This is a genomic window from Cyanobium sp. BA5m-10, assembly GCF_024346255.1.
GTDB classification, from domain to species: domain Bacteria; phylum Cyanobacteriota; class Cyanobacteriia; order PCC-6307; family Cyanobiaceae; genus Cyanobium_A; species Cyanobium_A usitatum.
Window position 1 is genome coordinate 31,302 of record NZ_JAGQCP010000007.1, and the last position, 13,243, is coordinate 44,544.

Sequence of the window (13,243 nt, forward strand, 5' to 3'; positions counted from 1 at the left end):
CCCTCTTCACGTAACCCGGAGAGCTCCCGATGAGCGGCAAGAAGTCCAACCTGCCTGATGGCCGGATTCCAGATCGTCTGCCGGATGGTCGTCCTGCAGTTGCTTGGCGCTCTCGCTGGACCGAAGGGGTTTTGCCCCTGTGGCTGGTCGCAACAGCTGGCGGTATGGCAGTAATTTTTGTTGTTGGGCTGTTTTTCTACGGCTCATACGTGGGCGTTGGTTCCGCCTGAGTTGGCTTCCGATCTGATTCGTGATTCCCTGCAGAATTGCCGTTTTCGGCAGATCTGTAGGGTTTTTTGATGGGCCGTTTTGGTGAAAAAACGAACCCTGCTCAATAACCGACTGCTGGCCAGCCTTGCCGGCGCTGCGCTCAATTGCTACGGGGAGCTGTTTGTGCGTACCTCGCGGATCCGCATTCAGGCCCATCCCGATACCTATCGGTTGGTTCAGGAACAGGGGGCCGCAGTGATTTATGCCCTCTGGCATCGCCACGCTTTTTTTATACCCCTATTGCGTCGCTTTGATCGGCGCCGGGTGGCTGTTCTGCTCAGTAGCCATCGGGATGGCCAGATCGTTGCCGTGGCAGTGCGCTTACGCGGTTTGGAGGTGGTGGAGGGTTCTTCCACCCGTGGTGGCCTGCAGGCCTATCACTTCCTGCGCCGGGCTCTGCAGCAATGCCAGCCTGTTTGTATCACCCCAGACGGGCCTAAGGGTCCGGCTGAGTTGGTCAAAAGTGGGGTGATTCATCTTGCCCAGCAATCGGGCTGCTCGATTGTGCCGGTTTCTGTTTCCTGCTCCCGCAGCTATCGCTTGCGCTCCTGGGACCGGTCGGTGTTGCCCTTGCCCCTGTCGCGAGTGGTTGTGCAGCTGGGCGAGCCGCTATGGCTGCACAACAGCTTGGTGGATAGCCAGGAGCTGCTGGCGGAGCGATTGCGCCATGGGGCCGACCTGGCTGGTGAGTGCCCGTGAAGCGAGCTAAGGCCTGGTTGCTGCTGGGGCTCTATCGACTGCTCTCCCTTGGCCTGACCCCGTTCTGGCTGGTCTTGTTGCTGGTCCGCCTGGCCAAGGCCAAGGAGGATCCCCGCAGGCTGGGGGAGCGCCTGGGCTGGCCCAGCCGCCGCCGCCCAGCTGGTCCGCTGCTGTGGTTTCACGCCGCCAGTGTGGGCGAACTAAACAGCCTGTTGCCCGTGTTGCGAGCGCTGGATCAGGGTGTTGGAGCGCCAGTGCTGCTGGTGACAACGGTGACACGCACCTCCGCCGCCCTGGCTGACCGGGTATTGCCGCCTGCTGCGATACACCAATTCGTGCCGATAGATCATTGGCTGGCCCTGTTGCCCTTTCGCTGCTATTGGCGGCCCTGTCTGGGGGTTTTGGCGGAGGCAGAGCTCTGGCCTGAGCTGGTGCAGGCGATGCCCCATCTGCACTTGATCAATGCCCGCATGAGCCAACGCTCCTACCTGCGGCATCGGCGGTTCCCTGTTTATGCCGGCTGGTTGCTGGCGCGGGTGGAGGTATGCCTGGCCCAGTCCCAGGACGATGCCGAGCGTTTTCGGCGTCTGGGGGCCCGCGATGTGCGCGCCCTGGGCTCCACCAAGCTCGATGCCGATCTGCCGCCGGTCAATAGCGTTCATCTTGAGCTGGTGCAGCAGGTGTTTGCCGGCAGGTCGGTGCTGCTGCTGGCCAGCAGCCATGCCGGTGAAGAACGGCAATGGATTGAAGCCTGGGTGGAAAACAAGCTGACGCAGCGCCCATTTGGACTGCTGTTGGCACCGCGCCATCCCCAGCGGGCCCAGGAGGTGCTTGCACAGGCGCGGGAGCTGGGACTGTCGGCGGCGCTCTGGAGTGACCTGGCTGGCGGGGGCTTGGCTCCTAACCCCGATGTGCTTGTGGCTGATGTAATTGGCGAGATGGGCACCTGGATCAGCGCAGCGGCCGTGGTGGTGATGGGGGGTAGTTTTTATCCGCAGGGCCGGGCCCTTGGTGGCCAGAACCCCCTGGAGCCCGTGGCCCTGGGTCGTCCCGTGCTCTGTGGCCCCGATATGGCCAACTTTTCTGACCTGCTGGAGCCGTTGCTGTCGGCTGGCTGCCTCCAGCAGTGCGCCGATGTGGCAGCAGCTCTGGCGGCTGCCCTGCCCCTGCTGGTTCAGCCATTGCCGCAGCGGCGTGGGGAGGGCCTGCGCTTGCGCGGCCCCTCCCAGCTGCTTGCTTCACTGCTGCTGAAGCAGTGCCGCTCAAGCAGTGCCGCTGAAGAGTGCCGCTGATGCACTGCCGCTGATTCGATGCAATTAATGAGATGCCAATGATCTAATGCCATTAACTACGCCGCATTTTTGGTATCAGCGCCGCCGTGGCTGGCAGGCCTGGCTGCTCTGGCCACTGGGCTGGCTTTATGGCTGCGCCGTGACTTTGCACCGGCGCGGTACTCGCCCTTGGCGTTGTTCGGTGCCGGTGCTCTCGATAGGCAACCTCACCCTGGGGGGGACGGGCAAGACCCCTCTGGGGATTGCCTTGGCCCAGGGCCTTGGGAAGCGCGGCTGGCGGGTGGCGGTGCTGCTGCGTGGCTATGGCACCCGGCGCCGAAACTCGTGCCTGGTTTCTGCGACCAGCTCCTGCGCGGAGGTGGGGGATGAGGCCCTGGAGTACGCCCAAAGCCTCGGGGATGGTGTGGCGTGGGTGGGCTCGAACCGCTGCCGGAGTGCGGCGTTGGCAGTGGCGGCTGGGGCCACTGTGATCTTGCTGGACGATGGTTTGCAGCACTGGCGTTTGGGCCGTGATTTGGACCTGTCCCTGCTGGATCGAAAGCACGGACTGGGAAACCGTCTGGTGTTTCCGGCGGGCCCGCTACGCGAGCCCCTGGATCAATTGGCCCGGGCCGATGGGCTTGTGTTCACCGGTGCAGAGCCTGTTGAGCCGTTGCCGCCTGTTCCCGTGGGTTGGCCGAGCCACAAGCCACGCTTTGCCGTGCGCTTCTGTTTACTGCCGCCGCCCCAGCTCCAGCAGGAGCGTCTGGTGGCCTTCTGCGGTATCGGCTTGCCGGAGAAGTTTTTTTCAGCTCTGCGGGCCTGCGGACTCCAGCTGGTGGCAACGGAATCCTTCCCGGATCACCACGTTTATGCTGGATCAGACCTGAAGGGTTTGTTGGATTTGGCCCATGCCAATGGCGCACGGTTGGTCACCACCGTCAAGGATGGTCAACGCCTGCCCCACCGTTATCGCCAGGTTGTGAGCTTGGTGCCGCTTCAGGTGGACAGTGCCAGTCTGGCGCCCTTACTGAATTGGCTGGATCAGCGTCTTTGTGCTCTGTCGAATGTTCGGTTCCATGGTTGATCTGGGACGGCGGCGGGTTTTGTTTGTGGCAGGTGAGGCGTCGGGAGATCTCCATGGCGGCTTCTTGGTGCGCGAGCTGCAGCGCCAAGTGCCGGGGGTAGAGATAGCAGGGGTGGGCGGTGACCAACTGCGCGCCTGCGGCATCGACATCCTGGCCGACGTGCGAGTGCTTTCTGCGGTTGGCTTGGTGGAGATCATCGGTAGTCTTCGCCGTCACCACCGCGTGATGGAGTTGTTGAAGCATCAGATGGATAACCATCGCCCGGATGTGGTGGTGCTGGTTGACTATCCCGGCTTCAATATGTTTGTGGCTAAGGAGGCTAAGAAGCGCGGCATCCCTGTGTTTTTCTACATTGCGCCCCAGGTTTGGGCCTGGGGCCAGGGAAGGGCCAAAAAGATGGAGCGGCTAATTGAGCGCCTGGCAGTAATTTTCCCGTTTGAGGAGCCCATCTTTAATTCCCATGGCCGCGACTTTGCTCGCTATGTGGGCCATCCACTAGTAGATGAGCTCCAAGTCAGTTGCTCCCGTGAGCAGACGCGGCTTCGCCATGGGTTATCTCTGGAGCAGTCCTTGCTTGTGTTGATGCCTGGCAGTCGCCAGGCTGAAGTGCGGATGCTTTTGCCCGCCATGCTGAAAGCTGCCAACCAGCTCAAACTCGATGGTTGGCAGGTTGTCTTACTGAAGGCGCCCACCATCGATCGTTCCTATTTAGAGCAGGCGAATGGTGGAGAGGCACTGCCGGTTCCCCTGGTTGATGGCGACGCCCATAACCTGCTGCATGCTGCCGATGCTGGTGTGATCGCCTCTGGCACAGCCACCCTCGAGGCGGCCTTGTTGGGTTGTCCCCATGTGATTCTTTATCGCTTCTCCTGGCTTACTTATTTGATTGCCAGGCTGGTAATTGGCCAGCGCTCAATGGGCCTACCCAATGTTATTCTCGGGCGCCAGTTGTTTCCCGAGCTAGTTCAGAGGCACGTGACGGCTGACAAAATTGTGAGATCCCTGCGGAGCCTCAACCATGATCGGGCCCTATTTAATCAATCTGTGCAGGAGTTGCAGGCAACCATGGGCCCCCCTGGGGCATCCAGGCGAGCGGCCGATGAATTAGTAGGCTTGCTTAAATGAGCACACAAATTTATCAAAGGCTGGCCTTTTATGGACGCAGCCATTTGTGGCCGGGCTTTTCTCTAGCCCTATTCTTTAATTTTCTGTATGGCGCGTCAACCGGCTTTGTGCCATTGGTAATTCGCTACCTTTTTGATGATATTTTGCCTTCGAGCGATCGAAGTCGTTTGTATTTGGCGCCCGTAGTTATACTTGTGGTGATAGTGCTTAGGGCGGTATCTCAATATCTAGGATCTTATCTGACTGAGGCCGTTGGTCAGTCAATTACGGCTGACTTGCGCCATCAACTTGCTGAGCGAATATTGGATTTGCCCCAGTCCTACGTGGATCGCAATTCCTCCACCGTGTTGGTGTCTCGAGTGCTCACTGATGTTTCACTCGTCAAGAGTGGAATTGTTGACGGCTTTTCGTCTATATTTAAAGATTCCCTAACCCTGATAGTTCTGGTTTGCGTAGCTTTTTATCAAGATTGGCTGCTGTCGTTGATCGCTTTCATTCTTTTCCCGCTGGCTATATTGCCGATTCTTAATTCTTCCAAAAAAGTCAGACGTCACTCTAGTAAAGGGCAGCTGAGTCTGGCCAAGTTGGCCTCATTCCTCCAGGAGTCGGTAATCGGCTTGCGGGTGGTCAAGATCTTCGGTATGCAGGCCTATGAGTTGTCGAGGTTTGATCAAGAGAATCAAACGGTTTTAAAGGCTGCTCTGAAGACAACTCGGGCCAAGCTTGCCAATCAGCCATTAATGGAAGTAATAGGTGCGATTGGCTTTAGTGCAGTTTTAGTATATGGCGGTGAAAACGTAATTGCTGGCACGCGTACCACTGGTAACTTCTTTGCCTTTTTGACCTCTCTCTATCTTTGTTATGCGCCCTTTAAGGGGATTGCTAGATCTAATTCTATATTGCAGCAAGGTGTCTCTGCCGCCAGTGATTTATTCAATATTCTCGATACTAAGCCTGAGCCTCCTGAGGCTTCCAGCCCCCAGTCCTTAAACAGTGTTTCTGAAGGCCTTGTGGCCAGGAATGTCTGTTTTGGTTATGGCGATGAACTGGTTATCGATGACTTATCTTTAGAGCTGCCTTGCAGCGGGACTGTCGCATTGGTTGGGCCTAGTGGTGGCGGTAAAAGTACCATAATTGACTTATTGTGTCGCTTTTACGACCCCAGCTCAGGAGTTATATCAATTGATGGCATTGATATTCGCCAGCTTTCTCTGGCATCGTTGCGCTCCTTGATTTCAGTTGTTGATCAAAATACATTTCTTTTTAATGACACTGTTGCTAACAACATTGCCTATGGCTTGTCTTCGGCTTCGTCGCCCCAAATTGAGGCTGCTGCAAGGGCTGCAAATGCTCATGATTTCATTATTCAACTGCCCGAGGGCTATGCCACCCTTATTGGAGAAAACGGCACGATGCTCTCTGGCGGCCAGCGTCAGCGAATTGCAATTGCGCGTGCATTAATTAAGGATGCGCCCTTGCTGTTTCTGGACGAGGCCACCTCTGCCCTCGACTCAGCCTCTGAGCAGGTTGTGCAAGAAGCCCTAGACCGATTGATGGCTGACCGCACCACCTTGGTGGTGGCCCATCGCCTCTCCACTGTGGTGAATGCCGACTGCATTTGTGTGATTTCGGGTGGCCGAGTGGTTGAGTCGGGAAATCACGCCACCCTGCTGGCTCGCGGCGGCACTTATGCCGACCTATTTTCGACACAATTCGCAAACGCTGACGCGGGATCGCCAGGATGACAGTTGCCGCCTCTCAGCCCACCGGTTTTCAGCCCGCCTATGAGCGCCACGATTGGTCCAGCGCCTTTCGCAACGTCGGTGTTGAACTAAGCGACGTTCCCTTAGAGCCCGTGCGCGGCACGATCCCGGCTGAGCTCAAGGGCACTTTGTTCCGCAATGGGCCAGGTCGGCTCGAGCGGGGTGGCCAGTGGGTTCATCACCCATTTGATGGTGACGGCATGATCAGCGCCTTCCGGTTTGAAGGGGGGCAAGCCCGACTCACCAACCGCTTTGTTCGCACCGAGGGCTGGTTAGCAGAGGAGCAGGCCGGTCGCTTCGTTTACCGGGGGGTCTTCGGCACTCAGAAGCCCGGAGGGCCACTCGCCAATGCTTTTGATCTGCGCCTTAAGAACATCGCCAACACCCATGTGGTGCAGCTGGGTGACCAGCTGCTGGCGCTCTGGGAAGCGGCCGAGCCCCACGCCCTTGATCCCCGCACCCTTGAGACCAGGGGGCTCTCGCGGCTTGAGGGTCTGCTCAAGCCAGGAGAAGCTTTCAGCGCCCACCCCCGCTTCGATCCAGGTCACCACGGCGAGCCCCGTATGGTCACCTTCGGCGTCAAGGCGGGCCCCACCAGCACCATTCGCTTGATGGAATTTGCCAGCGCAGACCAGCCAGATGGTGTGCGCGCCGGCGATCTGGTGGCTGACAGTCGCCACAGCTTCAAGGGTTTTGCCTTCCTGCATGATTTTGCGATCACACCCAGCTGGGCTGTGTTTCTGCAGAACGCTGTGGCGTTTAACCCCCTGCCGTTTGTGCTCGGGCAGAAGGGGGCGGCCCAATGCCTGGCTTCCAAGCCCGGAGAGGCCGGCCAGTTTTGGTTGGTGCCTCGCCAGCCGGGTCATCACGCTGGCGCCCGCCCGCTGCTGCTTCCTGCTCCTGAAGGCTTTGTCTTCCACCACCTCAATGCCTTTGAGGATCCGGCCACGGGCGAGGTGGTGGTGGATTCGATTTATTACGACGATTTCCCTTCGATTGGCCCGGAGGTTGACTACCGCGAAATCGATTTCGACTCGATACCTGAGGGGCAGTTGCGCCGTTGCCGGATAGACCCCCGCAGCGGCACGGTGCGGAGCGAGTGGCTGGAGCAGCGCTGCTGTGAGTTCGCCATGGTTAATCCGGCAAAGCATGGCCTAAACGCGCGCTTCGCCTGGATGGCGGTAGCGCAGCGGGAGCGGGGTAATGATCCGCTCCAGGCGATTGAGAAGCTCGACTTGCAGACCGGCGAACGCCTGGTTTGGAGTGCGGCCCCCCGCGGTTTTGTCACCGAACCGGTGATGGTGCCCCGCCTAACTGGTGATTCACCAGAAGACAACTCTGCCGAAGACAGTGCTGCAGAAGACAGTCCCGCAGAAGATAGTGGCTGGGTGTTGGTGCCGGTTTGGAACGGGGCTCGCTGCGCTACGGATCTGGTGATCCTCAACGCTGCCGATATGACAGAGCAAGCCGTGCTCGAGCTTCCCCTCGCCATTCCCTATGGGCTGCACGGCAGTTGGTCTGCAACTGCCTGATCAGCTGCCCAGCAGGGAGCCCAGCTGGGGTTCCAGCTGGGCAAAAGCCCGGCCCCTGTGGCCGATCTCGCTTTTGAGGCCTTTGTCCATCTCGGCGTAGGTGAGCCCCGTGTGCGGCACAAAAAACACGGGGTCGTAGCCGAAGCCCCCACTACCCCGCTGCGTTGGCAGGATCAGGCCGGCGCAGCGGCCCTCCACCTCCAGCCGCACGCTGCCGCTCGGATCGGCCACCGCCAGGGCGGCGCTGAACTCGGCGCTGCGGTCGGTAGCGCCCTCCAGTTCTTGCAGCAGCCTGGCGATACGGGCTGCGTCGCTGCTTGCGTAGCGGGCTGAGTGCACGCCTGGCGCGCCGCCTAAGGCATGCACACTCAGCCCTGAGTCATCGGCCAGGGCCCAGCAGCCGGTGGCGCTGGACACGGCCACCGCTTTGAGGCGCGCGTTCTCGGCAAAGGTGCTGCCGGTTTCCTCCACCTCCAAGCAATCGGGCTGGGCCTCAATTGCCAGGTTGAGTCCGGCCAGCAGGTGCTGGAACTCGCGCACCTTGCCGGCATTGCCGCTGGCGATCACCAGCTTGGTGACGGGTGAGCAGACCATATCTGTTGTGTGCATGGCGTCAGACCGATTCCGCCAGCTGGCGGGCCCAGCCCAGCACCTCAGCCACCCGGGCTTCGCTGGGAGCTTCGCAGTAGAGCCGCAGCAGCGGCTCGGTGCCGGAGAAGCGCAGCATCAGCCAGTGGCTGGGGCCCAGGCGCAGCTTCACCCCATCGGTGGTGATCACCTCCAGCACGGGGCTGCCGGCCACCTCGCTGGGCGGTGCTGCGGCCAGCTTTGCTTCGAGCCGCTCGCGGGCTGCCATGTCTGGCAGGCGTAGGTCGAGTCGGTCGTAGGCGGCGGCCCCACCGCAGCGCTGCTGCAGGGCATCGATTCGCTCCCCCAGGGGCAGGCCTCCCTCCACCAGCGCTTCGATCAGCAGCAGGGCTGCAAAGGGCGCATCCCGCTCTGGCAGATGCATGCCGAAGCCCACGCCGCCTGATTCTTCGCCGCCTACCAGCACCTCGCCGCTCAGCATCTCTGCCGCGATGTATTTGAAGCCCACGGGCTTTTCCAGCACCTGGCGCTCCAGGCCTTCTGCCACAAGTTGCATTAGGTCGGAGCCGCTTACGGTTTTGATTACGCAGCCCGGCAGCTGGCGGGCCCGGGCCAGGTGGTCGATGAATAGGGGCATCAGCAGCTGGGTGCTGCAAAAGCGGCCGCGCTCATCCACGGCGGCGATGCGGTCGCCGTCGCCGTCAAACACGATCCCCATGGCGGGCCGGCCAGCTGCGGTGCTGGCGGTTACGGCCGTGATCAATTCCTGCAGGTAAGGGGCCAGGGGCTCGGGAGGGTTGCCGCCAAATAGGGGGTCCCGGTTTGCCCGAATTTCGCGGATGACGCCACTGGATCTGGCCCCATCGCCCAGCAGGGCCGGCAGCACACCGGCTGCTGAGCCGTGCATTGGATCGACAATCACCGTGAGCCCCAGGCGCTCTAGGCCTGCCGCCAGGGCCGCAGTGTTCACCTTGGTCTGCAGGCCCGCCACGTAGGTGCCCAGGGCATCGAAGCGTTGGGGGTCGCCCGGGATCGGCACGGTGATGCCACCGGCTTCCAGGCGGGTTTCAACTCGGCGGGTGAAGTCACCTTCCACCGAGCCGCCGAACGGTCCCTTGATTTTCAAGCCGAGCCACTCCGGCGGGTTGTGGCTGGCGGTGATCACCAGGGCGCCCAGGGCCTGGCGCTGCACCACGGCCCAGCTGCTGGCAGGGGTGGGTGTGGCTGTGGCCGAAAGCAGGGGCTCGAGGCCGCAACCTCTAACGGCGCTGCAGATCGCCTCAGCTAGTTCGGGCGCCAGAAAGCGGCGGTCGTAGCCGATCACCACCTCGCGGCTTTTCAGGCCTTCGGGGGCGGAGTGGGCCAGCTCCCGGGCTGCAGCGGCAGCTACCGGCAGCAGTCGATCCAGGGTGATGTCCACGCCGAGGATGCCGCGCCAGCCATCGGTGCCGAAGGCGATCGGGCTGGCCTCCAGGGGCAGGGGGGCTGAGGCCATGGGGGGTGGGGCATGCCGAGCTGGGGCAATTCTGCGGTGCCGGCGGCGCTCCAGCCCTAGCGTCGGGGTCTGTGGACGCCAGCATTGACTTCCCGGCCCCAAATTGAATGTTCAGGGCCCGAGCCGGCTCTCACTGATCGCTTGCTGCGCAGTTGGCTGCGATGCAGGCGCCGCGCCTGGCTGGATCGCTTTGGGGTTGCCAGCGAGCGGCAGTGGAATGCCCACCGGGCTCTGGCCTTGAGCGACCAGCTGCGCAGCTTTCAGACCCTGCTGCCCCAGCGGCCGGGCCACGGCGAGGCGGCCTGCGCCGCAGGGGCGGCTGGGGTGGTGGGCTTGCGGCTGCGGGGGGCTGGTCCCCAGGGAGTGCGATTGGAATCCCATCCCTCCCTGCTGGAGCGCATCGCTGGCCAAAGCCGTTGGGGCGCCTATGCATACCGGCCGGTATTGGCTCGCCAGGGGCGACGGCTAACCCGCGAAGCTCGGGTGGTGCTGGCGCTTTGGGGGCGCCTGTTGGCGGAGCACCAGCAGGCACCAGTGCCCCATGGTCTGGTGGTGGCCGGTGAAGGCAGGTTCCTGCAGCGGGAGCGCCTGGCATTGGCTAGCGGCCTGCAGCACCAGCTCGATGAGAGCCTGCAGCGTCTCGCCGCTGATCTTGCCCAGTCCACGCCACCGCCCTTGGTGAGCGATCGCAAAAAGTGCACCCTGTGCAGCTGGCGAGGCGTCTGCGATAAGGAGGCCGCCGCCATGGGGCATCTCAGCGAGGTGAGTGGCATCGGCGGTAAGCGCCGCGAGATGTTGCTGGAGCAGGGGGTCACCAGCCTGCCGGACCTGGCTGCCCGCGATCCAGAGCTGTTGGCCGAGGCCCTAGCCGCCTACGGAGAGCAGCACCGCGAGATTGCCGCTGAGTTGGTGGCCCAGGCCCGGGTGCAGGCCTCTGGCCTGCCGCAGCGCCTTGGCCGTGGGCCGGTCTTGCCCGAGTTGGCAGCAGCACCTGGTGTGTTGCTCTACGACATCGAATCCGATCCCGATGCCCGCGATGATTTCCTGCACGGCTTTGTGGTGCTGGAGAGCGACGGGGCGGGGGGCTGGCTAGAGCAGTCCGCCCGCTACCAGCCCCTGCTGGCCTTGCAGGAGCATGGTGAGCAGCGCCTCTGGCAGCGATTGCAGCGTTTGCTTGCCCGCTATCCCGATTGGCCGGTGTTGCATTACGGCGAAACCGAGGTGATTGGCCTGGTGCGCCTGGCCCAGCGCCAGGGGGCCAGTGAGGCTGAGCTGGCCCGGTTGCGGGGCAGGATGTTGGATGTGCACGCCCGGCTGCGGCGCCACTGGCGCCTGCCGGTGAGCAGCTACGGGCTCAAGACGGTGGCCGGCTGGCTGGGCTTTGCCTGGAGCCAGAAAGGGGTAGATGGGGCCCGCTGCCTGCTTTGGTGGCGCCAGTGGCGTCAATGGCACCGCCAAGGCGGTAGCCGGGGCCAGGCCAGTCGCTATCAGTTGCAGCGGATATTTCTCTACAACCGCGATGACAGCCTGGCCACCTGGGCAGTGGTGCGCTGGCTACTGGCTCAGCCCTAACGCTTCAGGACTTCAGATTCAGGACTGAAGATTCAGGATTTACGGCCGGCACCGACCGGTGGATCAACGCAGGCTGGCGGGCGAGATAGCTCCAGCAGCGCGCCATCGGGATCGGGGCCGGCGCGCAGGCAGGTTTGTTGAAGCGACTGGCGGCGCACCAGGGCTAGGCCAATCCAGAGGCCATCTTCCAGGGCCAGGCTGGAGGTGATCAGACCCGCCCGGGGGCTGCTGGGCTCGCCGCCCGTCAAGACTGTGCCTGGCTCTCCAGGATCCTGGGTTCCGCGCCAGAACCAGCGCCGCAGCTGTTGTTTAACGCCGTCGTAGGTGGCGAGTTTGGCCAGGGTTTCCTGGCCCACGTAGCAGCCCTTGCTGAGGCTCACCCGGTCGGCAAGCCCTACTTCGAAGGGGTTGGTGTCGTCGTTGATCTCACCTGGGGCCTCCGGCACCCCCTGCTGGATGCGCCAACGCTGCTGCTCCCTGGCCGGCAGGGGCGCTCGATCGGCTAGCCAGGCGGGCAGCTCGGCGTTTGTCAGCAGGACCAACTGGCGGCCCAGCAACCAACCGCTGCCATCTTCTAGAGAAATCCAGCTCCCATCAGCAACCTGGGGCAGGGCGTCGCAGCCATCCCCAAGCGGCGTGATCAAACGCACCGGAGTTACCGGACCCAGTTGCACTCGATCGGCGGGGAACAGCACCCGCTCAAGGGCCTGCCAAAGGGCGGTGCCATCAGCGCCGCGCAGCAGCAGCCAGGCCCCATCCCTATCCACCAACACCTCAGCGAGGGCTCGCAGACGACCGGTGGCGGTGGTGCAACAGCTGGGTATCCAGCTGCCGGGCTGCTGGCCTTCGATTGCCGAGCTGGTTTGGCCGTGTAGAAATCTGCCCGAATCTGGGCCATCCAGGCGGATCAGGTAGCCCGCTTGTTCGGTTCGAGACGGGCCGCTGGGCTGCCAGCCCCAGGGATCGGAGCTCATGAGTTGGCCAGGTCCGCGGCGGTGGCAGCCACCTCGTCCAGCAGAAACAGGCTGCGCAGCTCGAGCCCGGCAGCCGTCATCGCCTCGACGCCCCCCTCCTGGCGATCCACGATTGTCACTACCCGGTTCACTGTGTAGCCAGCCTCAAGCAGCTGCTGCACGGCCATTAGGGAAGATCCGCCTGTGGTGACTACGTCTTCAAGCACGGTGATGGTGCTTCCCGGTTCAGGCAGCGGCCCCTCCAGCCAGGCACCGGTGCCGTGGCCCTTGGCCTCTTTGCGCACGATCAGAGCATTGAGCTCCCGGCCCACCAAGGCAGCCATCATTGCCACCGCGCTCACCAGGGGATCTGCCCCCAGGGTGAGGCCGGCCACCGCCCGCGCTTCCGCTTCCACCTGCTCGAGCATTAGGGCGCCGAGCAGGGCCAAGCCGCTACCACTGAGGCTGACTGGCTTGCAATTGACGTAGTGGTGGCTGCTGCGCCCGGAGGCCAAGGTGAAGTTGCCGTGGCGGTAGGCCTGGGAGGCGAGCAGGGGAAGCAGGGCCAGGCGCATCTCTGCGGGGCTGGCAGTGAATAACGGGGCAGCCAGGGAAACGGTCGACAAGATCTGGTGCATTCTCGATTGGTTGATTAGTTTGCGACCATCACGACAGGATCAGCCCTGGGCTGATGGGATCAATGGCTTACGGCACCAACTTAAGGTTCACTTTGGGTTTGGCCGTAGGCGCACTTTCTTTGGTAGGAGCCTGGTCTTTGGTAGGAGCCTTGGTCTCGACCCCTGCAGCGGCGGGCCCAGTGGTTTGTACCACGACCTTGGAGGCCCCAAACAGCGGTGGGCAGGCACTCAATGGGGGAGCTGCCGGAC

12 protein-coding genes are annotated in these 13,243 nt (G+C 62.3%); 8 read left to right on the plus strand and 4 right to left on the minus strand.

The annotated features are described in order from the left end of the window. The first annotated feature begins 29 nt into the window (after positions 1–29). From KBY85_RS04590 to KBY85_RS04620, 7 genes are all read left to right on the plus strand, one after another. Complete coding sequence (locus tag KBY85_RS04590) at positions 30–230, plus strand: photosystem II reaction center protein J (protein ID WP_094559112.1); 201 nt, start codon at positions 30–32, stop codon at positions 228–230. Between the two features lie 82 nt (positions 231–312). Next, a complete protein-coding gene (locus tag KBY85_RS04595) occupies positions 313–969 on the plus strand; it encodes a lysophospholipid acyltransferase family protein (protein ID WP_254960367.1) in 657 nt (218 codons plus the stop codon). Beyond that, a complete protein-coding gene (locus KBY85_RS04600; RefSeq protein WP_254960368.1) occupies positions 966–2,261 on the plus strand; it encodes a glycosyltransferase N-terminal domain-containing protein in 1,296 nt (431 codons plus the stop codon). The genes KBY85_RS04595 and KBY85_RS04600 overlap by 4 nt, the downstream gene beginning before the upstream one ends. A gap of 46 nt (positions 2,262–2,307) precedes the next feature. Continuing rightward, positions 2,308–3,327 carry a tetraacyldisaccharide 4'-kinase gene (lpxK, locus tag KBY85_RS04605; RefSeq protein ID WP_254960369.1) on the plus strand — a complete coding sequence of 340 codons (1,020 nt, stop codon included), beginning with the start codon at positions 2,308–2,310 and terminating at the stop codon, positions 3,325–3,327. Beyond that, a complete protein-coding gene (gene lpxB / locus KBY85_RS04610) occupies positions 3,320–4,453 on the plus strand; it encodes a lipid-A-disaccharide synthase (RefSeq protein ID WP_254960370.1) in 1,134 nt (377 codons plus the stop codon). The genes lpxK and lpxB overlap by 8 nt, the downstream gene beginning before the upstream one ends. Next, complete coding sequence (locus KBY85_RS04615; protein ID WP_254960371.1) at positions 4,450–6,198, plus strand: ABC transporter ATP-binding protein; 1,749 nt, start codon at positions 4,450–4,452, stop codon at positions 6,196–6,198. Before lpxB ends, KBY85_RS04615 begins: the two co-directional genes overlap by 4 nt. Beyond that, positions 6,195–7,748, plus strand: coding sequence for a carotenoid oxygenase family protein (locus KBY85_RS04620; RefSeq protein ID WP_254960372.1), 1,554 nt, complete (start codon positions 6,195–6,197; stop codon positions 7,746–7,748). Before KBY85_RS04615 ends, KBY85_RS04620 begins: the two co-directional genes overlap by 4 nt. On the opposite strand, the gene rdgB is transcribed toward KBY85_RS04620, so the two are convergent. Then, on the minus strand, positions 7,749–8,357 hold the full coding sequence (gene rdgB, locus KBY85_RS04625) for an RdgB/HAM1 family non-canonical purine NTP pyrophosphatase (protein WP_254932100.1): 609 nt from the start codon (positions 8,355–8,357) through the stop codon (positions 7,749–7,751). It abuts the gene before it with no gap. A 4-nt stretch (positions 8,358–8,361) separates the two neighbouring features. Then, entirely contained in the window at positions 8,362–9,831 is a 1,470-nt protein-coding gene (locus tag KBY85_RS04630; protein WP_254960373.1) for a phosphoglucomutase/phosphomannomutase family protein, read from the minus strand. Positions 9,832–9,972: 141 nt separating this feature from the next. Between KBY85_RS04630 and KBY85_RS04635 the strand changes: the two genes are divergently transcribed. Continuing rightward, the gene (locus KBY85_RS04635; protein ID WP_254932098.1) at positions 9,973–11,403 is read left to right on the plus strand and encodes a TM0106 family RecB-like putative nuclease; all 1,431 of its coding nucleotides are present in this window, start codon (positions 9,973–9,975) and stop codon (positions 11,401–11,403) included. Between the two features lie 32 nt (positions 11,404–11,435). Here KBY85_RS04635 and KBY85_RS04640 read toward each other — a convergent pair whose 3' ends face one another. Continuing rightward, entirely contained in the window at positions 11,436–12,377 is a 942-nt protein-coding gene (locus tag KBY85_RS04640; protein WP_254932097.1) for a folate-binding protein YgfZ, read from the minus strand. Then, a complete protein-coding gene (gene pyrE / locus KBY85_RS04645; RefSeq protein WP_254960411.1) occupies positions 12,374–12,931 on the minus strand; it encodes an orotate phosphoribosyltransferase in 558 nt (185 codons plus the stop codon). The genes KBY85_RS04640 and pyrE overlap by 4 nt, the downstream gene beginning before the upstream one ends. Between the last annotated feature and the right edge of the window lie 312 nt (positions 12,932–13,243).